General features: G+C 59.4%; 21 protein-coding genes. 10 read left to right on the top strand and 11 right to left on the bottom strand.

The features are described from left to right. Positions 1–13 precede the first annotated feature (13 nt). The 4 genes from GOW31_RS14970 to trpS all read right to left on the bottom strand — a co-directional run bounded on the left by GOW31_RS14970 (position 14) and on the right by trpS (position 3,101). The gene (locus tag GOW31_RS14970) at positions 14–607 is read right to left on the bottom strand and encodes a 2-hydroxychromene-2-carboxylate isomerase (RefSeq protein ID WP_171171112.1); all 594 of its coding nucleotides are present in this window, start codon (positions 605–607) and stop codon (positions 14–16) included. A 9-nt stretch (positions 608–616) separates the two neighbouring features. Then, positions 617–1,072: a universal stress protein gene (locus tag GOW31_RS14965; protein ID WP_152456865.1), complete on the bottom strand. Its 456-nt coding sequence runs from the start codon at positions 1,070–1,072 to the stop codon at positions 617–619. A 77-nt stretch (positions 1,073–1,149) separates the two neighbouring features. Further along, positions 1,150–2,013 (bottom strand): branched-chain amino acid aminotransferase, encoded by an 864-nt coding sequence (locus tag GOW31_RS14960; RefSeq protein ID WP_171171109.1) that lies wholly within the window; start codon positions 2,011–2,013, stop codon positions 1,150–1,152. 59 nt (positions 2,014–2,072) lie between these two features. After that, positions 2,073–3,101: a tryptophan--tRNA ligase gene (gene trpS, locus GOW31_RS14955; RefSeq protein WP_171171108.1), complete on the bottom strand. Its 1,029-nt coding sequence runs from the start codon at positions 3,099–3,101 to the stop codon at positions 2,073–2,075. Positions 3,102–3,187: 86 nt separating this feature from the next. Here trpS and GOW31_RS14950 point away from each other — a divergent pair, with 86 nt between their 5' ends. Further along, the gene (locus tag GOW31_RS14950; RefSeq protein ID WP_171171106.1) at positions 3,188–3,874 is read left to right on the top strand and encodes a rhomboid family intramembrane serine protease; all 687 of its coding nucleotides are present in this window, start codon (positions 3,188–3,190) and stop codon (positions 3,872–3,874) included. Here the strand turns inward: GOW31_RS14950 and murJ are convergent, their stop codons facing one another. Genes murJ through GOW31_RS14935 form a run of 3 tightly spaced genes read right to left on the bottom strand, consistent with a single transcriptional unit; the run spans position 3,875 to position 9,352 of the window. Next, positions 3,875–5,416: a murein biosynthesis integral membrane protein MurJ gene (gene murJ, locus GOW31_RS14945; RefSeq protein ID WP_171171103.1), complete on the bottom strand. Its 1,542-nt coding sequence runs from the start codon at positions 5,414–5,416 to the stop codon at positions 3,875–3,877. Beyond that, the gene (locus GOW31_RS14940; RefSeq protein ID WP_152456870.1) at positions 5,413–8,232 is read right to left on the bottom strand and encodes a [protein-PII] uridylyltransferase; all 2,820 of its coding nucleotides are present in this window, start codon (positions 8,230–8,232) and stop codon (positions 5,413–5,415) included. The genes murJ and GOW31_RS14940 overlap by 4 nt, the downstream gene beginning before the upstream one ends. Then, positions 8,192–9,352: a penicillin-binding protein activator gene (locus GOW31_RS14935; protein WP_152456871.1), complete on the bottom strand. Its 1,161-nt coding sequence runs from the start codon at positions 9,350–9,352 to the stop codon at positions 8,192–8,194. The genes GOW31_RS14940 and GOW31_RS14935 overlap by 41 nt, the downstream gene beginning before the upstream one ends. An 88-nt stretch (positions 9,353–9,440) precedes the next feature. Here GOW31_RS14935 and rsmI point away from each other — a divergent pair, with 88 nt between their 5' ends. The 3 genes from rsmI to gshB all read left to right on the top strand — a co-directional run bounded on the left by rsmI (position 9,441) and on the right by gshB (position 11,665). Beyond that, positions 9,441–10,298, top strand: coding sequence for a 16S rRNA (cytidine(1402)-2'-O)-methyltransferase (gene rsmI / locus GOW31_RS14930; protein ID WP_171171101.1), 858 nt, complete (start codon positions 9,441–9,443; stop codon positions 10,296–10,298). Position 10,299: 1 nt separating this feature from the next. Continuing rightward, positions 10,300–10,671, top strand: coding sequence for a YraN family protein (locus GOW31_RS14925; RefSeq protein WP_171171099.1), 372 nt, complete (start codon positions 10,300–10,302; stop codon positions 10,669–10,671). A 61-nt stretch (positions 10,672–10,732) separates the two neighbouring features. Continuing rightward, positions 10,733–11,665 carry a glutathione synthase gene (gshB, locus tag GOW31_RS14920; RefSeq protein WP_152456874.1) on the top strand — a complete coding sequence of 311 codons (933 nt, stop codon included), beginning with the start codon at positions 10,733–10,735 and terminating at the stop codon, positions 11,663–11,665. On the opposite strand, the gene GOW31_RS14915 is transcribed toward gshB, so the two are convergent. The 4 genes from GOW31_RS14915 to cobU are packed head-to-tail and all read right to left on the bottom strand — an operon-like array spanning position 11,662 to position 15,260. Beyond that, positions 11,662–13,176 (bottom strand): YifB family Mg chelatase-like AAA ATPase, encoded by a 1,515-nt coding sequence (locus GOW31_RS14915; RefSeq protein ID WP_171171097.1) that lies wholly within the window; start codon positions 13,174–13,176, stop codon positions 11,662–11,664. The genes gshB and GOW31_RS14915 overlap by 4 nt on opposite strands. Before the next feature lie 47 nt (positions 13,177–13,223). Continuing rightward, a complete protein-coding gene (locus tag GOW31_RS14910) occupies positions 13,224–14,105 on the bottom strand; it encodes a glutathione S-transferase (RefSeq protein ID WP_171171096.1) in 882 nt (293 codons plus the stop codon). 58 nt (positions 14,106–14,163) lie between these two features. Next, positions 14,164–14,742 (bottom strand): histidine phosphatase family protein, encoded by a 579-nt coding sequence (locus GOW31_RS14905; RefSeq protein WP_171171094.1) that lies wholly within the window; start codon positions 14,740–14,742, stop codon positions 14,164–14,166. Further along, positions 14,739–15,260: a bifunctional adenosylcobinamide kinase/adenosylcobinamide-phosphate guanylyltransferase gene (gene cobU / locus GOW31_RS14900; protein WP_171171092.1), complete on the bottom strand. Its 522-nt coding sequence runs from the start codon at positions 15,258–15,260 to the stop codon at positions 14,739–14,741. The genes GOW31_RS14905 and cobU overlap by 4 nt, the downstream gene beginning before the upstream one ends. Before the next feature lie 99 nt (positions 15,261–15,359). Here cobU and GOW31_RS14895 point away from each other — a divergent pair, with 99 nt between their 5' ends. The 6 genes from GOW31_RS14895 (at position 15,360) to GOW31_RS14870 (ending at position 21,930) form a co-directional block, all read left to right on the top strand. After that, on the top strand, positions 15,360–16,238 hold the full coding sequence (locus tag GOW31_RS14895; protein ID WP_152456879.1) for an RNA polymerase factor sigma-32: 879 nt from the start codon (positions 15,360–15,362) through the stop codon (positions 16,236–16,238). Further along, the gene (locus tag GOW31_RS14890) at positions 16,235–17,059 is read left to right on the top strand and encodes a ChaN family lipoprotein (RefSeq protein WP_171171090.1); all 825 of its coding nucleotides are present in this window, start codon (positions 16,235–16,237) and stop codon (positions 17,057–17,059) included. Before GOW31_RS14895 ends, GOW31_RS14890 begins: the two co-directional genes overlap by 4 nt. 63 nt (positions 17,060–17,122) lie before the next feature. Then, positions 17,123–18,319 (top strand): bifunctional phosphopantothenoylcysteine decarboxylase/phosphopantothenate--cysteine ligase CoaBC, encoded by a 1,197-nt coding sequence (coaBC, locus tag GOW31_RS14885; protein WP_171171088.1) that lies wholly within the window; start codon positions 17,123–17,125, stop codon positions 18,317–18,319. Between the two features lie 15 nt (positions 18,320–18,334). Next, complete coding sequence (dut, locus tag GOW31_RS14880; RefSeq protein WP_171119662.1) at positions 18,335–18,790, top strand: dUTP diphosphatase; 456 nt, start codon at positions 18,335–18,337, stop codon at positions 18,788–18,790. Continuing rightward, complete coding sequence (locus GOW31_RS14875; protein ID WP_171171086.1) at positions 18,790–19,839, top strand: HesA/MoeB/ThiF family protein; 1,050 nt, start codon at positions 18,790–18,792, stop codon at positions 19,837–19,839. The genes dut and GOW31_RS14875 overlap by 1 nt, the downstream gene beginning before the upstream one ends. 75 nt (positions 19,840–19,914) lie before the next feature. After that, positions 19,915–21,930: a M3 family metallopeptidase gene (locus tag GOW31_RS14870; protein WP_171171084.1), complete on the top strand. Its 2,016-nt coding sequence runs from the start codon at positions 19,915–19,917 to the stop codon at positions 21,928–21,930. Positions 21,931–21,932 lie beyond the last annotated feature (2 nt).

Below are 21,932 nucleotides of genomic sequence, written 5' to 3'. Positions count from 1 at the left end.
ATTTGGAACGATTCTAAATTGTGGAAGCGTATTCTAATGCGTCATCCAGACGGTCATCGCCCCAGAACAACTCTTCCCCGGCCAGAAAACTTGGTGCACCAAACAGACCAAGCGCCTTGGCGCGGGCAGATTGTTCGAATAGGGCCTGTTTTATGTCCGGGTCCCCTGCGCGGTTCAGCACGCCGCTGTGCACCCCTGCTTCGTCGAGGCAGGAGGCCAGTACGCTGTCCTCGGAGATATTCTGCCCGGCGCCGAATTCGGCGCTCAAGACGGCCCGAACAAACGCCGCCCGTTCCCGATGATCCTCGATGCCCAGAACCAGGCGTGCTGCCCTGAGCGAATTCTGCGGAAACGGATCAGGCTTTGCGAAAGGAAGCCCGCGCGCCTTGCACAGACGTTCCATATCGCGCCACATGTACCGCCCTTTGGCCGGATACAGGTTGAAAGGTGAGGTGCGCCATCCTTGTTCCGCGAAAATCGGACCCAACAGGAACGGGTGCCATTCAATGTCAACGCCTTTGTCTTGCGCGGCCGCTTCGATCCGCATCGCGCTGAGGTAGGAATAGGTCGAGGCGAATTCGAACCAGAACTGTATCGTCTTCGCCATCGCCGCGCCTCAGGTTATTTCTTCCAGTTTCTCTTTGCTCAGATTGCCCGGAACGATCGTGATCGGAATCGGCAGGCTACCCGAATTCTTCGTCAGTTGAGTCACCAACGGACCGGGACCTTTCTTGTCGGTCCCCGCCCCAAGTACAAGAACACCAATCTCGGGATCGGACTGAACATGTTCGATGATCTGTGCCACGGGATCACCTTCGCGAATGGCCAGTTCAGGTTCCACGTTCTGCTTGTCCCGCATCCATTTGGCAAACACTTCGAAATGAGCATGGATACGTTCGCGGGCTTCTTCACGCATGGTTTCGGCTACACCGATCCAGTGATTGAACTCGTCGGGCGGGATGACAGACAGGACCGTCACACCACCTCCGGTATGGGCAGCCCGCATCGCGGCAAACCGCATCGCGTTCAGGCATTCGCGGCTGTCATCCAGAACGACTAGGAACTTACGCATGGGTATCCTCTTTAGGTTTCCGGGATCATGCCCGACCGATCGCACGCTGGCAACTCGGGCAAGCCTGGGGCATCGTGCTATCGATCACTTGCAGCCCAATCCCAATAGAGCGCGCGCGCACGGCGAGCAACAGGACCCACCTGAAATTGCGTATCCTCCAGCGCAGTTACCGGTGTGACCTTGCTCATGTTGCCGGACATGAAGACCTCGTCGGCCTCGTGGAATTCCTCGAAGCTCAGAACCGTTTCGTGGACCTTTACACCATCTGCGCGCAGGTTTTTGATATGCCGTGCTCGGGTAATTCCAGCCAGGAAGGTTCCGTTCGGGATCGGTGTAAAGACTTCGCCATCCTTCACCATGAAGATGTTGGCCGTCGCCGTTTCCGCCACATGCCCCATCGCATCGGCCACCAAAGCGTTGGAAAAGCCTTTCGAGCGCGCCTCTTGCAGCATGCGGGCGTTGTTGGGGTAAAGGCACCCCGCCTTGGCGTTTACGACCGCGCTTTCCAGAACCGGGCGGCGGAAGCGCGTGGTCGACAGAGTGGCCGACGCGGTTTCCGGGGCCATTGGGATTTCTTCCAGGCAGATGGCAAAACCGGTGCTGTTTTCCTGCGGGACTATTGCCGTGCTGTCACCGTCGATCCCCCAGTACATCGGGCGAATGTAAACGGCTGTGTCCGGGCTGTAGGCCTGCAACCCTTCGCGTACCAACTCGACCATCTGTTCGGTCGTCATGGTCGGCGTCAGCATCAAGGCTTCGGCTGACCGGTTCACCCGTGCGCAATGGGCCTCCAAATCCGGGGCCACGCCGTCAAAATATCGCGCGCCGTCAAAGACCGAAGATCCCAGCCAGGCGCCATGATCCGCCGCGCGCATGATGGGTGCGTCCCCCTCATGCCATTGGCCTTGAAAATAGGTCCGGATGTTCGTGCCGGTTGCCATGACGCCCTCCTTTGATTCAGGCAAACCCTAGGAGGGCGTCAGGCGAAGGTCCAGTGCAATCAGCGTGATGCGGCGCCGACCATGCCAACGATCTCGTAAGTCTTTTGCAGGATCGGAGCAGCGATTTCACGTGCGCGCTCGGCGCCGCGGGCGAGAATCTGGTCAATCTCGGCCTGATCCCCCATCAGGCGTGACATTTCGGTCGAGATCGGAGCCAGTTTCGCCACTGCCAGATCGGCCAGCATCGGTTTGAACTCACCGAACTGCTTGCCGCCTACTTCGGACAGAACCTGTTCGATGGTTTGATCGTTCAGGGCCGCGTAGATATTGACCAGGTTACGCGCCTCGGGGCGGTCCTCGAGCCCTTCGGCCTCTGACGGCAGAGCATCAGGGTCGGTCTTGGCTTTGCGGATTTTCCTGGCAATCGCTTCGGCGTCATCCGTCAGGTTGATCCGGCTCATGTCAGAAGGATCGGATTTCGACATCTTCTTTGATCCGTCCCTCAGGCTCATGACCCGTGTGGCCGCACCTTCGATCACCGGCTCGGTGACGGGAAAGAAATCGACGCCGAAATCGTTGTTGAACTTGATGGCGATGTCGCGAGTCAGCTCAAGATGCTGTTTCTGGTCTTCCCCGACCGGTACGTGGGTTGCGTGATAGATTAGAATGTCCGCAGCCATCAGAGCAGGATAGGCAAACAAGCCAAGCGAAGCGTTCTGCTGGTTCTTGCCGGCCTTGTCCTTCCACTGGGTCATGCGCTGCATCCAACCCATACGAGCAACACAGTTAAATATCCAAGCCAGTTGCGCGTGTTCCGGCACTTGGCTTTGATTGAACAAAATCGATTTTTCGGGGTTTAGTCCAGAAGCGATGTAACCGGCACAAAGCTCCCGCGTTGCGTGCTGCAACTCGATTGGATCTTGCCAGACCGTGATTGCATGAAGATCGACCATGCAATAGATGGTTTCAAATTCCTCGCTTTGCATTCTCACCCAGTTCCGAAGCGCACCGAGATAATTGCCGAGGTGCAGGTTACCCGAAGGCTGTGCGCCGGAAAACACGCGGGGCGTGAACTGGGTCTCGGTCATCAAAGGGAACTCCTGTCTGGAAAAATCAGCCCCCGTCGCTTACCCATGAGGCAAAGGGACGTCAACAGCCGCGAAAGGCCAGCCCGATGAGCAGTGAGCATTACACACCCGCCGTAAACCCGTTGCCGCCCGTTGTGGTGGCGCTGGTTCTGTTCATCATCGGCGTCGAACTGGCCTTCACGCTGGGATCGCGCGGTTTGATCGGAGGGCCGGCGGCCGTGGGTTGGCGTCTAGACGCGATACAGCACTATGCCTTCTCGGCGGATATTTTCGATTGGATGGTGCTGAACGGGCGTTGGCCGTTCGAACATCTGGTCCGGTTCGTGACCTATCCCTTTGTATCCGCCAACTTTACGCAGGCGATTTTTGTCTGTGTCTTCGTTCTGGCGATGGGAAAAATGGTTGGTGAGGTTTTCGGTGGTGTCCCCATGCTGCTGATTTTCGTCGTCTCGGGGATTGGCGGCGCGTTGAGTTATGCCGTTTTGCTGGACCCGCGCTATCCCCTGATCGGAGGGTTTCCACCTGTTTATGGCCTGATCGGAGCATTCACGTGGTTGTTGTGGCGCAAACTGTCGCTTGTGGGGGCAAATCAGGCAAGGGCGTTTCAACTGATCGCCGTTCTGATGGGCATTCAGTTCCTGTTTGGTCTGATCTTCGGCGGAAACGCGGAATGGGTCGCCGATCTGGGCGGGTTTGCCACTGGCTTTGGCATGTCATTTCTGGTGGCGCCGGGGGCCTGGGCCCGGATCGTCGGGCGCATCCGCCGCGATTGATCAGGCCCGGCGCAAGGCGCGTTTGAACTCTGACAATTTGAACGCTCCCAGGACATGACCAAGACAGAAATACGAGACGGCGGCGACCACGATCAGGACCAAAAGCGCAAGATAGCGCCAGCCGGGAATGTCCAGCGTCCAACCCAAGAAGTGGATCAACGCAAACAAAACCGCGCCCATACCGACCGAGGCCAGAACGATCCGGCCCGCACGTGCCCTGAAACGATCATCGAAACGCGCTTCTTCGCCCATGCGACGTGCCCCGATCGCCAGAAGAACAACCATGGCCCAGCCGGCAGTTGACGCGGCAATCGCAGGGGCGATCCAACCCACCAGCGGAAATAGGCCAAACGCCAAGGCCGCGTTCACGACCATTGCGACCACCGCATATCGGAACGGGGAACGCGTATCCTCGCGCGCAAAGAAAAGTGGTTGCAGCAGTTTTTGCAGCATGAATGCAGGCAGACCGATGCCATAAATCGCGACCGCCAGAGCTGTCGCAGCGGTATCCTCGGGACTGAACTGTCCCCGTTCGAACAGTACCGAAACCAGCGGGTTCGGGATGATCAGGAACGCCACTGTCGAGGGCAGTGTCAACAGCAGCATAAATTCCCCGGCGCGGGAAAACGCGTTGCGGGCCCCGTCCTTGTCGTCGGCGCGCAGGCGGCGGGACAGGTCGGGCAGCAGGACAATGCCAATGGCGATTCCGACGACGCCCAAAGGCAGTTGGTACAGGCGATCCGCGGCAAACAGCCAACTCACGGCCTTTTCGGTCTTTGATGCCACCAGTTGTCCGACCACCAGATTGACCTGGGTGACCCCCATGGCCAAGGCGGCGGGAACCGCGATGCGGACCATCCGGCGCATCTCGGGCGTCAGGCGGGGCAGGCCGGGGCGGATACGGATACCTGCACGTTCGGTCGCCACCCAGACCAGCACCAGTTGTGCGACGCCGGCGACCGGAATGACCGAGATCAGCCATCGTATCACCTCGCCGCCAGAGATGGCCCCGGCGATCAGCGCGGTGCAGGCAAAGATGTTCAGCAAAACAGGTGCCGCTGCGGCCGCTGCGAACCTGCCGGTGGCGTTCAATACCCCCGAAAACAACGCCGCCAAGGACATGAAAAGGATATACGGGAACACGACATAGCCATAGTCCACGGCCAGCTCGAAACGTTCATCCCCATGGAACCCTTCGGCCGTCAGCCACACCAGACCCGGCATGAAAACCATGGCCAGCCCGACCAGCGCCAGAACGGCCACGGCCAACAGGTTGAACGCATCCTGCGCGAACCCTTGGGGGTTCTCGTCCGCCTCCAGCCGTTTCGAGAACATGGGCACAAAAGCCGCGTTAAATGCGCCTTCGGCGAAAAAGCGGCGGAACATGTTCGGCAGGCGAAAGGCCGCGACGAAAGCATCCATCACCGGCCCGGGGCCGATGAAGGCGGTCAGCAGAATTTCCCGCAGAAACCCCAGTATTCGACTGGCCAGCGTCCAGAAGCCGACCGTGAACAGGCCTGAAAACAAACGGATTTGCTTCATGAGGCCGCACGCTCGGCGCCTTCGGTGATCGCCTTGCGCAGCTTGGCCTCAAGCCCACGTTGCTTGCTTTCCGAATGATATTTCAAGCCGAACATATCCTTGACGTAAAACGTATCGACCACCTGTTCGCCATAGGTCGCGATCACGGCATTGGCGATGTAGACATTCGCTGCAGCGAGGGTCCGGGTCAGATCAAACAACAGACCCGGACGGTCGCGGGTGTCCACTTCGATGATCGTGTATATTTCAGAACCGTCATTGTCGAAGGTGATATGCGTTGGAACGTTGAAGGCACGCTCGCGTTTCTTGATCTTGTCGCGTGATTTCAACGCCTCCTTCGCAACCACTTCGCCGCGCAGCGTCTTGTGGATCATCTGCGTAAGACGTGGCAGGCGCGAGGCTTCAAACGGGTGCCCTTCGGCGTCCTGAATCCAGAATGCATCGGTGACATAGCCGTCTTTGGTCGTATAGCTGCGCGCATCCACGACATTCGCGCCGACCAGGGCCAGCGCGCCAGCAATGCGGGCAAAGATACCGGGGTGGTCGCCCATCGCAAAACAGGCTCGGGTTGCGTCGCGATCCTCGTCCGGTTGCAGGCGGATCTCCATCGCGCCGGGGTCGCCGCTTTGTTCCAGCGCACGCAGCATGTTCGCAAACTCGACATGTGTGGCCAGATTGAGACCCTGCCAATACGGGTCATAGTGGCGCCCCGTCTCGGATTTGAGGTCGGCCTTGGACCAGGCTGCCAGTTCGGTGCGCAGGGCTTTCTTTGCCTCGGCGCCGCGATTGGCGCGGTTGAGGTCCTCCATCCCGGTTTCCAGCGCGCGCTTGGTTTCGGCGTGAAGGGCGCGCAAAAGCGTGGCTTTCCAGTTGTTCCATGTGTTCGGTCCCACGCCGCGAATGTCGCAGACGGTCAGAACGGTCAACAGGTCTAGCCGTTTGACGGTTTGAACTGCCTTGGCGAAATCACGCACTGTGCGGGGGTCTGAAATGTCACGTTTCTGTGCCATGTCGGACATCAGCAGGTGATAGCGCACCAGCCATTCGACCGTTTCCGAATCTGCTTTGTTCAGGCCCAGTCTTGGTGCCACCTTGCGCGCGATCTGTGCCCCAAGGATCGAGTGATCCTCGGGGCGCCCCTTCGCGATATCATGCAGCAACAGGGCGACATACAGCACCTTGCGATTGACCCCACCTTTCAGAATCGAAGAGGCAAGAGGCAGCGATTCAATCAACTCTCCGCGTTCGATCTGGGCCAGGTTCACGATGCACTGGATGGTATGCTCGTCCACCGTATAGCTGTGGTACATGTTAAACTGCATCATGGCCACGATGGGCTCGAACTCGGGCAGGAAGGCGGACAGTACACCCAGTTCGTTCATCCGCCGCAAGGCTCGCTCTGGGTTGCCGTGTTTTAGCATCAGGTCAAGAAAGATGCGCCGCGCTTCTTTGTCATTGCGCATTTCGTCGTCGATCAGATGCAGATTTGCCGCCACCAGACGCATGGCATCCGGATGGATCAGCATTCCCGTTCGCAAGCCTTCTTCGAACAGGCGCAGAAGGTTTACCTTGTCGGACAGAAATTTGTCAGGGTCCGCTACGTCCAGACGACCGTGAACAACCCGGTATCCCGCTTTGACCCGACGGCGCCTGCGGAAAATACGCTCCAGCAAAGGTGCGCCTTTCACGTGCAGCGCCTCAAGCTTCGTCAGAAAAATCCGCGTCAACTCGCCCACACGCGTGGCTTCGCGGAAATAGCGTTGCATGAACACCTCGACCGCCCGGCGACCGGCGTGATCCTCATAGCCCATGCGCGCGGCAACCTCGACCTGCATGTCAAAAGTCAGTTGCTCGGTGGCGCGACCCGTCACCAGATGCAAATGCGAACGAACAGCCCAAAGAAATTCTTCGGCCTGAACGAAAGTCTTGAACTCTTCCGGGGTGAACAGACCCAAAGGCACAAGCTCGGCCACGTCCTGAACGCCATAGATGTACTTTGCGATCCAGTAGAGGGATTGGAGGTCGCGCAACCCCCCTTTGCCCTCTTTCACATTGGGTTCGACCTTGTAGCGCTCTCCCTGTTTCAGGTGCCGCTCATCTCGTTCGTTCAGTTTGGCTTCGATGAATTCCCGCTCGGTTCCTTTGAACAGCTCGGTTTTCAGGCGCCGCTCAAGCTCGTCGGCCAGCGCCTTGTCGCCCGCCAGATAGCGTTGTTCAAGCATTGCGGTGCGGATCGTGAAATCCTCGGTGCCCAGCCGAAGGCAGTCTTTGATCGTGCGCGAAGAATGCCCGACCTTGAGCCTGAGATCCCAAAGGATATAAAGCATCGATTCGATGACGCTCTCGGCCCAGGCGGTGATTTTGTAGGGGGTCAGAAACAGCAGATCGACATCCGAAGACGGCGCCATTTCACCGCGCCCGTATCCGCCAACGGCCAGTACGGCGATCTTTTCACCTTGTGTTGGCGTCGCAAGCGGATGCAAGCGCGTGCTGGAGACCAGCATTGCCGTTCCGACCAGCTGGTCCGTCAGGTAGGTATAGGACCGGGTCAGCGCGCGCGCGTCGAACGGACGTTCGCTGAAGGCATCGGCAATGGCTTTTCGACCCGCTTTCTGAGCGTCACGCAGGATGCGCACTGTTTCAGAGCGCATTTTGCTGTTGTCAGAGCTGGTCTCGAACACCTCGGCCAGCGCATCATTGACGCTGACGCTGTCAAAGATGTTTTCGGCAGGGCAAATTAGCGCGCCATCCGGCGCCATGGTCTCGCCCGATCGCTCAGAAACCGGCACCAGAGAAGCTTTGCGGGGCAGGGTCAATCACAACCACCTGTTTATTCTGAATCGTCGCTACGGCAAGGCCGCGTTCATTGGTGCCGTTCGGGCGGAGGCGGAAGATACCGCCAACACCTTGGAAACCGGCATTTTGGGTCAGGGCAGCACCGGTCAGAGCATTGGATTTGCCCTGGCTGACCAAAGCACCAATCGCCGCTATTCCGTCATAGGCCAGACCGCTGATCGGATGAGGGGCTTCTCCATATGTCGCGTTATAGCGTTGACGATAGGCTTGGGCCTTTGACGGGTCGGGCAGGGCGAACCATCCCCCTTGCACTCCCGGCAGCTCCAGCGTTTGCGGGGGGATATCCCAACGGGTTAGACCGATGAATTGTGTCGTCGCCGGAGAAACGCCGGCCTCAGGCAGCAATTGCGAGAAAAGTGGCAAGGCACCCGCTGTCGTTGCCGTCATGAAAATCGAGTCCGCCCCTGTCGAATCGACGGTGGCCTTGATGGTGGGAACCGAGTTGATGACACCCTGTTGCGACCGGTCGTATCCGACCGTTCCCGCATTGTTGACCCGGCTGTTTGCCAGAGCATTGGCGATGGCAGCTTGCCCCACTTGCCCCGCGGCATCATTGCTGTGCACGATAACCGTGTTCGTTTTGCCTTGCCTGCCCGCATAATTCACCAGCCGGTTGGCGGTGTTTTCAAAGGTCGGTCCAAGTACAAATACATTGCCACCCGCAATGCTGGTGTTGTTCGAGAACGAAAGAACATTCACGTTATTGTTCAGTACGGCCAGTCCGGCAGCGTTTGCCGCCTGGGCGTAAACAGGGCCGACAATGATCTTGGCGCCTTCGGCAACGGCCTGCTGGGCCACCGCTGTCGCCGTGGTCGGGTTTCCTGCCGTATCGTAAACACGCAGGTCGATTTTGACGTTAGGCAGATCGGACATTGCCATACGGGCCGCATTCTCAAGGCTCTGCGCCAGCGCGGCGTCGCCCGAGCGGGGAACCAGCAAAGCAACCGGAACAGGATTCGACGTGTCAATCGAAGGGCCACCCCCAACGCCGCCCGGCTCACAAGCGGCCAGAAATGCTGCGGTCGTCAGGGCAATGGCGGCTTTCGCCAGCTTGCTTACGGGCTTGCAAACGGTAAACATCTAAATGAAAACTCCCTGATCCGGCGGCTGTGAATGCTTCTGTTCTGTTGAGCCGCGATAATAAACGTCACGCTGTGAGGGTCCAGCTTTGAATTTCCAAAAGAACAGATTGGCTGCGGGCCTGTATTTTGTTGCCACTCCGATCGGAACCGCGCGCGATATTACGCTCAGGGCGCTGGATGTTCTGGCCTCGGCTGATGTGATAGCGGCGGAGGACACCCGGAGCCTGCGGCGGTTGATGGAAATCCATGGCATCCCCCTGGAGGGTCGGCATATCCAAGCCTACCATGATCACAGCGGCGCCGGGGCGCGTGGCAGGCTTATGGATGCCTTGGCACAGGGCCAATCGGTCGCCTATGCATCCGAGGCGGGTATGCCGCTGATCGCTGATCCGGGATATGATCTGGGCAAGCAGGCGGCCGAAGTCGGGCATATGGTGACCTGTGCGCCCGGGGCATCCGCCGCCATAACAGCGCTGACCTTGGCGGGTCTGCCAACAGATTCATTCTTTTTCGCAGGTTTCTTGCCCAATGCATCGGGCGCACGCCGGACCCGGATTGAGGCTTTGAAAAACATACCAGGCACCTTGGTGTTCTATGAATCCCCAAAACGCGTCTCGGCCAGCCTTGCAGATCTTGCGGAATGCCTGGGGGCAGACCGTCAGGCGGCCTTGTGCCGTGAACTTACGAAAAAGTTCGAAGAAATCCGCCGTGGAAGACTGGCCGATCTGGCGGCAGAAATTCAGGAAAAACCGGTCAAGGGTGAGATCGTTCTGCTGGTGGACCGTAGCCATTCGCAAAGTGTTAACGAATCCGACGTAGAAGAGGCTTTGAAGCGAGCTTTGGAAACTCATTCGGTCAGGGACGCAGCGGATCTTGTGTCAGAAATGTATGATCTGCCGCGCCGTCCAATTTACCAGAAAGCTCTGAAACTGGGAAAGGGATGACATGGGGCGGCGTGCAATTCAGGGCTCGGTTTCCTATCAGGCGGGGCAGTCAGCCGAGCTTCGGGTCGCCTCGGACTACGAGCGCCGGGGGTTTGCTATTGCGCATCGCCGGTGGCGGGGTGCCGGTGGTGAAATCGATCTGATTGTGCGGGACGGCGACGGGCTGGTGTTCATCGAGGTCAAGAAAAGCTCCAGTTTCGAAAATGCTGCAGCCCGGATCAGCCAAAGACAAATTGACCGAATCTGTGCCTCGGCCGCGCAATACCTGGAAAACGAACCGGGTGGGCAATTGACCAATGTCCGATTTGACGCGGCACTGGTAGATGGCACTGGCGCGGTTCAAATCATCGAAAACGCCTTCGGTCACGCCTAAGCCCCATTGAACCCTCAGGCCTGCTGGGCCATGTATCTTGCGTGAAACTGAGGGACACGACATGAAAATCGCCTTTCAAATGGACCCGATCGGGGCCGTGGACATCAACGCCGACAGCTCATTCCGTCTGGCGGAGGAGGCGCAGGCGCGCGGTCATTCGTTGTTTTTCTATGGGCCGGATCAGCTGGCCTATCAGGAAGGTCGTATCACGGCGCGCGGCCATGACATGACCGTGCAGCGGGTCGCCGGCGATCCGGCGGTTCTGAGCCCCGAACGTGAAGTTGACCTGGCCGATTTCGACGTGGTCTGGCTGCGTCAGGATCCACCCTTTGACATGCACTACATCACGTCCACCCATCTACTGGACCGCCTGAAAGGGCAAACGCTGGTGGTCAACGACCCGTTCTGGGTTCGGAACTATCCTGAAAAACTGCTGGTTTTGGATTTCCCTGACCTGACGCCGCCGACAACGATTGCCCGTGACATAAAAACGATCAAGGCGTTCAAGGAAAAGCACGGCGATATCATCCTAAAGCCGCTTTATGGCAATGGCGGTGCGGGCGTGTTCCGACTGGATGCCAATGACCGCAACCTGACCTCTCTGCACGAGCTGTTCACGGGGTTCTCGCGCGAGCCTCTGATCGTGCAAAAGTTCCTGCCGGATGTTAGCAATGGCGACAAGCGGGTGATCCTGGTGGACGGTGAACCGGTTGGCGCAATCAACCGGGTGCCGGCCGCGGGCGAAACGCGGTCAAACATGCATGTGGGCGGGCGCCCGGAAAAGATCGGGTTGTCAGAGCGTGATCTGGAGATCTGTGCCGCCATCGGACCGTTGCTGAAGGAAAAAGGGCAGATTTTTGTCGGGATCGACATCATTGGCGACTATCTCACCGAGATCAACGTGACCTCGCCGACCGGTATTCAAGAGCTGGAACGGTTCGACGGCGTGAACATTGCCGAAAAGATCTGGCAGGCGATTGAAGCCAAGGTCTAAGCCATGACCCGGGCGCTGATGCGAAAGCTCAGCGCCTCTGCCACATGTGGTCTACGGATGTCGTCTGAGCCGTCCAGGTCGGCGATCGTCCGCGCCACCCTCAGAATGCGATGAAAGGCACGGGCCGATAGGCCGAACCGATCTGCGGCCTTCAGCAAAACCGCTTTTCCTTCTGCATCGGGTGTTGCGATCTGTTCCAGAACTTTGCCTTCGGCGTCGGAATTCTGACGCATCTCTGGCATTCCCCGAAACCGCTCTGTCTGTACGGCGCGGGCGTTTTCAACCCGCGCGGCAACTGTCGCCGAGCTGTCGCCGGATTGGGGCAGATCAAGATCGGTGAAGCCCACAGGCGGAACTTCGATCCGCAGGTCGAACCTGTCCATCAGGGGCCCCGAGATACGGTTCAGATAATCCTCGCCGCAGCCGGGTGCACGAGAGCAGGCGCGCGATGGATCCGTCAGGTAGCCGCATTTGCACGGGTTCGCGGCGGCCACCAGCATGAAACGGCAAGGGTATTTCACATGGGCGTTGGCCCGCGCCACCATGACTTCTCCGGATTCTATTGGCTGGCGCAGGGTTTCCAGAACCGTACGCGGAAACTCGGGAAACTCATCCATGAACAGCACGCCGTTATGCGCCAATGAGATTTCACCGGGCTTGGCACCTTTGCCCCCGCCGACAATGGCTGCCATCGAGGCCGTATGATGCGGTTCCCGAAAAGGACGCGTGCGGTTGATTCCGCCTTCATCCAGCAACCCGCACAGGGATTGGATCATCGAAGTTTCCAACGCTTCGACTGCGGTCAGCGGAGGCAAGATGCCCGGAAGCCGTGCAGCCAGCATGGATTTGCCCGACCCCGGCGTGCCGATCATGATCAGATGGTGACGCCCGGCTGCTGCGATTTCCAAAGCGCGCTTGGCGCGTTCCTGCCCCTTTACGTCGCGCAGATCTCGCACGCTGGGCGTCAGATTCACCTCGCCGGGTTGTGCCGCGGGCAAAGGGGACTGTCCCGAGAAATGGCGGACAACATCGCCCAGGGAACCCGCGCCGATAACCTGAGTGGCGTCGACCCATGCCGCTTCGGCGCTGGAGGCTTTGGGACACAGCAACATGCGATCTTCGGACGCGGCCGTCATGGCGGCGGGCAGGGCGCCGACGACAGGTACCAGAGATCCATCAAGCGACAACTCTCCCAGTGCGACCGTTCCTTCGGCGGCATCGGCTGGGATGACCTCGAGTGCCGACAACAGCGCGACTGCGATGGGCAGGTCGAAATGGCTGCCTTCCTTGGGCAGATCGGCAGGAGACAGGTTGATCGTAATTCGTTTCGAGGGCAGAGCGATGGCCATCGCACTCAGCGCGCTGCGGACACGGTCGCGGGCTTCGGACACGGCCTTGTCGGGAAGGCCAACGATGGAAAAGGCCGGCAAGCCGGGCGATACGGCACATTGCACCTCGACCGGGCGGGCTTCGACGCCGTGAAAGGCAACAGTGTGGGCGCGGGCGACCATGGCAGTCCTGTTCTTGGTTAACAGGGTGTTGCTGCCATGATTGTGGTTTAAGAGTCGTTAACGGTTGCGCGCAATGCAGCGAATTTTGGCCACGCGTCGGGATCGGCAACGGTTTTGTCGCGGCAGAATGGATTGCAGAAGCCCCAGCATTTGCCATCTAACTCCAGAAATTCCCCAACGGGTTTGCCGGAATACGGGCAAACTTGGTTGATTGACGGGCCGGAGGCCGGCTTGGCGGTTGAAACCCCTCTGATCGGCCAAGGCTTGGACGGCAAATCCTGACGATAGGGAAAAGGGTCGTATCTGACAGTCAGGCCCATTGCGCGCCATTGTCTGACGGCGGGGTCTGACAAAAGGTCCAGGCAATAGGTCCGGTTCACCTTGGATACTGGCAGCCCATATCCGATGATCCGCGCTGCGACAGGTGTGTAAAACACGTCCGCCAGCGAATACGTGCCAAACAACGGGCCTTGTTCCACACCTGACACTGTGCGCGCATGATCCCAGAGTGTTTCGATGCGTGCCAGATCTGCCAGTGTTTCATCTGATGGGTCGAAACCCTGCCAGACGTGCAGCAATTGCATCGGGCATTCACCCCGCAAGGAAACAAACCCTGCCACCATCTCGGCGCACAGCCAGCGGGCGGTTGCCCGGGCGGCGGGATCTGATGGCCACAACCCGGCATCAGGGTGGCGCTCGGCCAGGGTTTCAGCGATGGCCAGGCTTTCGCCCACCACAGTTCCTTCCGGTAAGCGCAGGGCAGGAACAAGTCGCGCTGGGGCCAAGGGCTCCATATCCTGTGCCATGGTGCCCGAATACAGGCCAATCATGTGGCTTCTGTAGGGCAGGTTGAATTTCTCAAGCATCAACCAGCCACGCATTGACCAGCTGGAGAAGAGGCGGTCGCCGATATACAAATCATATGTCATGCGCAGACGATGCCGCAGGTTCGCAGTTCGGTAAAACAGTGATTTGTGCGGGGTCTGTTCACGGAAGGTGATTGATTGTACCGACGGACCACCTGTCTGCGTCGATCAGGATATCCGTCACCGACAAGTTGTCGATTCGGTGTGAAAAAGTCTGTTGTCCGTCCAGATCAAGGGCGCGCTGCACCTGAGTTAGGATAACGCCGAAATGCGCAACGATGACCAGATCGCCGCCTGAATGTGCTGAAACAAGCGTGTCGATCGCCGCGTCGACCCGATTGCGGACGTCGTTCCAGCTTTCACCCTGCGGCGGGCGGACATCGCCGGGGTTGTCCCAATATGCAAAGGCCAGTTCCGGGTCTTCGGCTTCGATTTCGGCAAATCCGCGCAACTCCCAGTGACCAAAATGGATTTCCCGCAAGCCCGGATGATGAGGAAGACGTTGACGTTGGCCTTGTATGGCCGTGGCGGTTTCAACTGCCCGTGACAGATCGGACGAGATCACAAGCGCCTCGGGCGGCAAATGGTCGTTCAGACGTTTCAGTGCGGCTGTATCACTCAGGTCGGCGGGCAGGTCGGACCAGCCGACCATGGTTTTCGCGTGCGTCGGCCCGTGTCGAACAAGGTGAAGGCGCGTCACGGCAATTGCCCTTTCAGAACCAAGGGCAATCCGGCGGTGATCTGCACCACCAGATCGGCCTGCGCTGCAAGTGCTATATTCAACCGCCCCTGGGCTTCGCGAAACCGCCGGGCCAGGTCGTTGTCCGGGACAATACCGTGGCCAACTTCGTTCGAGACCATCACGATTTGCGCGGGGCATCCACGAAGGGCGTCAAGCAGGGCGGTTTGTGCCGCTTCCAGATCGGTATCAGTCAACAGGTGGTTGCTCAGCCACATGGTGGCGCAGTCAATCAGGCAAATCTGATCGGGCGACAATGTGGCCAGAACCGGCCCCGGATCGAAGGGTTCTTCAACCGTGGTCCAACCGTCGCCGCGTTGTTCAAGATGGCGCTCTACCTTCTGGCGCATCTCGTCATCAAACACTTGTGATGTCGCAAGGTAAACTCGGCTTTTCCCCTGGGAAACAACCAGTTCTTCGGCGAAAACCGACTTGCCCGACGCGGCCCCACCCAGAACCAAGGTTAAATCCGGCGACACAGTACTTACCTATAGTTGATCCGTTTGGTGCTGTTTTGCGTAATGGTCATAGGTCGGCAAAGCAAGTCTGACCAGTACCTGCAAACAGGGGAGAGGTTTATGGCACTGGATAATGCGACGGACTTTTCGATGTCCCGGCAAGCAATGAAGGCCGAGCTGCTGGATGCGGAAACCGAACTGAAACTGGCTTATGCCTGGCGTGACGAGCGTGATGAACAGGCGTTGCACCGTCTGATCACCGCCTATATGCGTCTGGCGATTTCGATGGCGGCCAAGTTCAAGCGCTATGGCGCGCCGATGAATGATCTCATTCAGGAAGCAGGCCTTGGCCTGATGAAGGCCGCAGACAAGTTCGATCCAGATCGCGGCGTGCGGTTTTCGACCTATGCCGTATGGTGGATCAAGGCAAGCATTCAGGACTATGTGATGCGGAACTGGTCCATGGTTCGGACCGGGTCAACCTCATCTCAGAAGTCGCTATTCTTCAACATGCGGCGAGTTCAGGCCCGGCTGGAACGTGAAGCCGCCACCGAAGGTCAGGAACTGGACCGTCATCAGTTGCATCAGATGATCGCCACGGAAATCGGTGTGCCGCTGCGCGACGTCGAGATGATGGAAGGTCGTCTGTCCGGCTCTGATTTTTCGCTGAATGCGGTGCAATCCGCTGATGAGGATGGGCGCGAGTGGATCGATGCTCTGGAAGATGACCGCGAGCAGGCAGCCGAAGCAGTTGAACACAGCCATGATACCGAACAATTGCGCAAGTGGCTGTTGACGGCGATGAATGCCTTGAATGATCGCGAGCGTTTCATCGTGCGCGAGCGCAAGCTGCGAGACCCCGCGCGAACCTTGGAAAGCTTGGGAACCGAGCTGGGTCTGTCAAAAGAACGTGTACGACAGCTTGAGGCCGCAGCCTTCGCGAAAATGCGCAAGAACCTTGAAGCCCAGTCGCGCGAGGTGCAACACTTCATCGCATGAAACAGTTTGCGATTCTTGTGTGCCTTCTGGGTCTTACGGTTGCGGCAGCGCGACCGGGGCTGGCAGATCGACTTGTTCCCGCTGATGCCATGTCCGCGATGCGGGACGCCGATGTCGTGATATTGGGGGAAGTTCACGACAACCCGACGCATCATCTGGTGCAGGCCGAGGCGCTCAAGGCTGTTTCACCCTCGGCCGTCGTCTGGGAAATGGTCACGGAAGAGGGCGCGCAGAGGCTCGCTCAGAAAGCTGTGTCCAACCCAGAAGAACTGAGCCGTATTCTGGAATGGGCTGAAAGTGGCTGGCCGCCGCTCAGCATGTATTATCCGGTGTTCGAGGCATCGGGCGCGCCGGTTTACGGGGCCATGGTTCCGCGTGCTGCTGCGCGTGCCGCGATGGAACGCGGTGCCGCCACGGCGTTGGGGGCAGACGCGGCGCGTTATGGTCTGACGGTGCCTCTATCGCCCGAAGAACAAGCCGCGCGCGAAGCCGACCAGTTGGCGGCGCATTGCGATGCGCTTCCGGCTGAAATGTTGCCCCAGATGGTTGCGATCCAACGATTGCGCGATGCTGTGCTGGCCCGTGCCGTGGTCCGTGCGATGGACGAAACCGGGGGTCCGGTTGCCGTGATCACCGGAAATGGTCATGCGCGAAAAGATCGGGGCATACCGACCTATCTTGCGCGCCTCAGACCAGGTTGGAAAGTCGTGGCCGTCGGACAATCCGAGGATGGAGCGATCGACGGAGAATTCGATATCGTGATTGATAGCCCCACGGCCGAGCGCGAAGACCCCTGTGCGGCATTTCAGGTTCAGAATTAATCGCTGGAACTACCTGCGGGCCTTGCCTAATGTCGGGGCCGACCGGGACGGGAAGGGCTGAACATGCTGTCATCCAAACGCATTCTGCTGATTATCGGTGGCGGAATCGCGGCTTACAAATCGCTGGACCTGATCCGCAGATTGCGCGAGCGTGGCGCGGACGTAACCCCTGTATTGACGCGCGCTGCGGAAGAGTTTGTGACACCGCTGTCCGTTTCGGCTCTGGCAGGTGAAAAAGGCTATCGCGATCTGTTTGACCTCACTGATGAGGCCGAGATGGGGCATATTCAACTGTCGCGCTCTGCGGATCTGATCGTTGTGGCCCCCGCAACGGCGGATCTGATGGGCAAGATGGCCGCAGGGCTGGCCAACGATCTGGCCTCGACCCTTCTGATGGCCACGGACACACCCGTTCTGTGTGCGCCCGCGATGAATGTGCGCATGTGGACCCACCCGGCAACACAGCGAAACCTGAAGCAGCTGCAAGCGGATGGCGTGCGCTTTGTGGGCCCGAACGAAGGCGACATGGCCTGTGGCGAATACGGCCCCGGGCGCATGTCCGAGCCGCTGGAAATTGTCACGGCGGTTGAGGCTCGGTTGTCTGCGGGGCCCTTGGCGGGCAGGCGGGTGCTGGTGACGTCCGGCCCGACGCATGAGCCGATAGATCCGGTCCGGTACATAGCCAACCGTTCGTCCGGGGCCCAAGGTGCCGCCGTGGCCCGGGCGCTGGCGGAATTGGGGGCCGAGGTGACCTTTGTGACTGGCCCGGCAGACGTGCCGCCCCCGGCGGGTGTGCGGGTCGTACCTGTCGAAACCGCGCAACAGATGTCTGATGCGGTTGATGCAGCTCTGCCCGTCGATGCCGGAATATTCGCGGCTGCGGTCGCGGACTGGCGGGTCGCCAGCGCATCGGACAAGAAGCTGAAAAAAAGCCGCGATGGCCTGCCGGTACTGGAATTCGCCGAAAACCCGGACATTCTGAAACGTGTTTCCGGGATGGGCGTGAACCGCCCGCCGTTGGTTGTAGGCTTTGCGGCCGAGACCGACAATGTGATCGAACACGCCACGGCCAAGCGTCTGCGCAAAGGCTGCGACTGGATCGTCGCAAACGATGTCAGCCCTGCAACAGGCATTATGGGCGGGTCAGAGAATGCGGTCATCCTGATTTCGGACAACGGGGCCGAGGAATGGCCCCGTATGGGCAAAGGCGAAGTTGCCCGGCGTCTGGCGGCGAAAATCGCGGACGCGTTGGCGGGCTGAAGGAAAGGCAAGGGCATGGTTGCAATCCGGGTGATCCGCGAAGACGGGGCAGACCCCGCCGTGGCGCTTCCCTCTTACGAAACCTCGGGGGCGGCCGGCGCGGACGTGCGTGCCAATCTGCCCGGCGGCGCGCCGATTACGCTGGACCCCGGTCAGCGGGCGCTGGTGCCGACCGGCCTGCGCATTGAAATCCCACAAGGGTATGAGGTGCAGGTTCGGCCCCGCTCGGGCCTTGCGTTGAAGCATGGGATTACACTGCCCAACACGCCGGGCACTATCGACAGCGACTATCGTGGGCCTTTGGGCGTGATCGTGATGAATGCGGGACAGGAACGGTTCGAGATCGCCCACGGAGATCGTATCGCGCAGCTTGTGGTCGCGCCGGTAGTGCAGGCAACGTTTGAACTGGCTCAGGCTCTGGGCGAAACCGATCGCGGGGCTGGCGGTTTCGGCTCGACCGGGCGCGGCTGATGCTGTTGGTTTTCATCCTGGCTGCTGGGCTTTGGGGTGTCGGTTATATCGCCGGCACGTCGAAAAAAGCGCGGGTGGTTTCCGTGAGTATGTTGCTGGCCGGCGTCATACTGTCCCATCTGATCTTGCCGGATGGGCACCCTCTTCGCGAAGCAACGGGTGGGTCTGCGGCGCTTTGGCTGATCCTCGTGGGTTTCGCGGCGCTGGCTTTGCTGTATGGCAGAATACTCAAAGCCTTGCGTAACCGCGCAGTTTCAACTTCGGAACCGGAGCCCGACATGCCCTCGGACCGATTTACCGAGGCCGAGCTAGACCGCTATGCCCGCCATATCGTTTTGCGCGAACTGGGTGGGCCCGGTCAGAAAAAACTTAAAAAAGCCCGCGTACTGGTGATCGGCGCAGGTGGTCTGGGTGCACCTGCGCTGCAATATCTGGCGGCTGCGGGTGTCGGCACGATCGGGATCATCGACGATGACGTTGTCGAGAATGCCAACCTGCAACGACAGGTCATTCACCGGGACGCGGATATTGGAATGCCCAAGGTCTTTTCGGCGCAGCAGGCGATGGAGGCGCAAAACCCGAACGTCGTTGTTCTGCCCTATCACCGCCGCTTGAGCGAGGAAATCGCCACCGACCTGTTTGCAGACTTCGATCTGATTCTTGACGGAACCGACAATTTTGAGACCCGGTATCTGGCAAACCGAACCGCCGTCGCGCTGGGCAAACCGCTGATCTCGGGGGCTTTGTCGCAGTGGGAAGGTCAGCTGAGTGTGTTTGACCCGGCCAATGGCAGCCCCTGCTATCAGTGCATCTTCCCAGAGGCCCCGGCCCCCGGTCTGGCCCCGTCCTGTTCCGAGGCCGGCGTGATCGGCCCGCTGCCGGGCGTCGTCGGATCGATGATGGCGGTCGAGGCGATCAAGGTGATAACGGGCGCCGGCGTGGCGCTGCGCGGCGAGATGCTGATCTATGACGCGCTGTACGGCGAAAGCCGAAAGATTGTTCTGACCCGCCGGGACGATTGCCCCGTTTGTGGCATGAGAAACGATTAACTTTTCTTCACATGGGATGGGTGTTCTGGAACACCCGGCCATGGCGACATAGCTATGGGATCAAAGGAGATCCGCATGACCAACCCGATCCTGTCCAACTGGACCACACCGTTTGAAATCGCCCCTTTTTCCGATATCTCGGATGATGATTTCTCGCCGGCACTGGAGCAGGCGATGAAAGAGCATAACGCCGAGATTGACGCGATAGCGGCAAATCCGGATACCCCCACATTCGCCAACACGATCGAGGCGCTCGAGGCTGCGGGCGGGCAACTGGACAAGGTTCTGTCGGTCTTCTTCACGATTGCGGGCGCGGACAGCAACCCCAAGCGGGAAGAACTGCAACGCGCGTTTTCCCCCAGGCTTTCGGCGCATTTTTCGGGCATTTCTTCCAACAAGTCGCTGTTCAAACGTGTGGCCGACCTATGGGCACGGCGCGATGATCTTGACCTGACCGAGGAGCAGGCGCGTGTGCTGATGCTGACCCACCGGGGCTTTGTGCGTGCCGGCGCGGCTTTGGAAGGGGACGAAGACGCCCGCATGCAAGAGATCAAGTCGCGCCTCGCGTCGCTGGGCACGTCGTTTACCCAGAACTTGCTGGCGGATGAGCGGGACTGGTACATGGATCTGACCGAAGAGGATCTGAACGGCCTGCCGGATTTCGTCGTGGACGCGGCGCGTGCCGCGGGGCAGGAGAAGAAAGCCAAGGGGCCGGTGGTCACCTTGTCACGGTCGCTGATCGTGCCGTTTCTGCAATTCTCGCCCCGCCGGGACCTGCGTGAAAAAGCCTATCGCGCCTGGGCCGCACGCGGTGCCAATGGGGGCGAGACAGACAACCGAGATATCGCGGCCGAGATCCTGGCCTTGCGCGATGAGCGTGCCAAGCTTCTGGGCTATGACACGTTCGCCGACTACAAGCTGGAAACCGAGATGGCGCGCACTCCGGATCGGGTGCGTGAACTGTTGATGCAGGTTTGGGAACCGGCCAAGTCCCGCGCCGACACCGACGCGGATGTTCTGACGCAGATGATGCAGGAAGACGGCATCAACGGCCCGCTGGAAGCCTGGGATTGGCGGTACTATGCTGAAAAGCGGCGCAAGGCGGAACATGATCTGGATGAGGCCGCGTTGAAACCCTATCTGCAACTGGATCGTATGATCGAGGCTTCGTTTGCCTGCGCCAACCGGCTTTTCGGGCTGGAATTCAAACCGTTGGACGTACCCCTCTATCACCCGGATTGCCGGGCTTGGGACGTTACCCGCGACGGGCAGCATGTTGCCGTATTTATCGGAGACTACTTTGCACGAGGGTCCAAGCGGTCAGGTGCCTGGTGCAGCGCGACGAGGGCGCAGGCCAAATTCCCAAAGAAGCAGACACCGGTTGTCATCAATGTCTGCAACTTTGCCAAGGGGGATCCCGCCCTGCTGTCCTATGATGACGCGCGGACTCTGTTTCATGAATTCGGCCATGCCCTGCACCAGATGCTGTCCAACGTGACATATGAAAGCATCTCGGGCACGTCTGTGGCGCGCGATTTCGTAGAATTGCCCAGCCAGCTTTACGAACACTGGCTGGAAGTGCCCGAGGTTCTTGCCGAGTTTGCGACCCATGCGGAAACGGGCGAGCCGATGCCGCAGGAAATGCTGCAAAAGGTGCTGAAGGCGGCCAATTTCGATCAGGGATTCCAGACGGTGGAATATGTCGCCTCGGCCCTTGTTGATCTGGCCTTCCACGATGGCGAGGCGCCGACAGATCCGATGGCGAAACAGTCAGAAGTTTTGGCCGGGTTGGGGATGCCGAAGGCCATTGGAATGCGCCACGCTACTCCGCATTTCGCGCATGTCTTCGCAGGCGATGGCTACAGCTCGGGGTATTACAGCTATATGTGGTCCGAAGTGATGGATGCCGACGCCTTTGCCGCCTTTGAAGAGGCGGGAGGTGCCTTTGACCCCGAACGCGCCAAAGCGTTGGAGGACAACATCCTGTCCACTGGCGGTTCGCGCGAGGCAGAAGACCTGTATCTGGCGTTCCGGGGAAGATTGCCGGGGGTTGACGCCCTGTTGAAAGGCCGCGGTCTGATCGCGGCCTGAAA

Source organism: Ruegeria sp. HKCCA0370, from assembly GCF_013033705.1.
Lineage (GTDB): Bacteria > Pseudomonadota > Alphaproteobacteria > Rhodobacterales > Rhodobacteraceae > Ruegeria.
Note: the sequence above shows the minus strand (reverse complement) of the source record. Positions and strands in the feature narration are given on the sequence as shown.

What these genes read in the sequence shown, in the direction of transcription:
- trpS (WP_171171108.1), bottom strand. Translation starts at nt 3,101, where the DNA reads ATGACCGAGACCCAGTTCACGCCCCGCGTGTTTTCCGGCGCACAGCCT.
- GOW31_RS14950 (WP_171171106.1), top strand. Translation starts at nt 3,188, where the DNA reads ATGAGCAGTGAGCATTACACACCCGCCGTAAACCCGTTGCCGCCCGTT.
- gshB (WP_152456874.1), top strand. Translation starts at nt 10,733, where the DNA reads ATGAAAATCGCCTTTCAAATGGACCCGATCGGGGCCGTGGACATCAAC.
- GOW31_RS14915 (WP_171171097.1), bottom strand. Translation starts at nt 13,176, where the DNA reads ATGGTCGCCCGCGCCCACACTGTTGCCTTTCACGGCGTCGAAGCCCGC.
- GOW31_RS14870 (WP_171171084.1), top strand. Translation starts at nt 19,915, where the DNA reads ATGACCAACCCGATCCTGTCCAACTGGACCACACCGTTTGAAATCGCC.
- dut (WP_171119662.1), top strand. Translation starts at nt 18,335, where the DNA reads ATGGTTGCAATCCGGGTGATCCGCGAAGACGGGGCAGACCCCGCCGTG.
- GOW31_RS14895 (WP_152456879.1), top strand. Translation starts at nt 15,360, where the DNA reads ATGGCACTGGATAATGCGACGGACTTTTCGATGTCCCGGCAAGCAATG.
- coaBC (WP_171171088.1), top strand. Translation starts at nt 17,123, where the DNA reads ATGCTGTCATCCAAACGCATTCTGCTGATTATCGGTGGCGGAATCGCG.
- GOW31_RS14925 (WP_171171099.1), top strand. Translation starts at nt 10,300, where the DNA reads ATGGGGCGGCGTGCAATTCAGGGCTCGGTTTCCTATCAGGCGGGGCAG.
- GOW31_RS14965 (WP_152456865.1), bottom strand. Translation starts at nt 1,072, where the DNA reads ATGCGTAAGTTCCTAGTCGTTCTGGATGACAGCCGCGAATGCCTGAAC.
- GOW31_RS14935 (WP_152456871.1), bottom strand. Translation starts at nt 9,352, where the DNA reads ATGTTTACCGTTTGCAAGCCCGTAAGCAAGCTGGCGAAAGCCGCCATT.
- GOW31_RS14970 (WP_171171112.1), bottom strand. Translation starts at nt 607, where the DNA reads ATGGCGAAGACGATACAGTTCTGGTTCGAATTCGCCTCGACCTATTCC.
- GOW31_RS14875 (WP_171171086.1), top strand. Translation starts at nt 18,790, where the DNA reads ATGCTGTTGGTTTTCATCCTGGCTGCTGGGCTTTGGGGTGTCGGTTAT.
- GOW31_RS14890 (WP_171171090.1), top strand. Translation starts at nt 16,235, where the DNA reads ATGAAACAGTTTGCGATTCTTGTGTGCCTTCTGGGTCTTACGGTTGCG.
- GOW31_RS14960 (WP_171171109.1), bottom strand. Translation starts at nt 2,013, where the DNA reads ATGGCAACCGGCACGAACATCCGGACCTATTTTCAAGGCCAATGGCAT.
- murJ (WP_171171103.1), bottom strand. Translation starts at nt 5,416, where the DNA reads ATGAAGCAAATCCGTTTGTTTTCAGGCCTGTTCACGGTCGGCTTCTGG.
- GOW31_RS14910 (WP_171171096.1), bottom strand. Translation starts at nt 14,105, where the DNA reads ATGACATATGATTTGTATATCGGCGACCGCCTCTTCTCCAGCTGGTCA.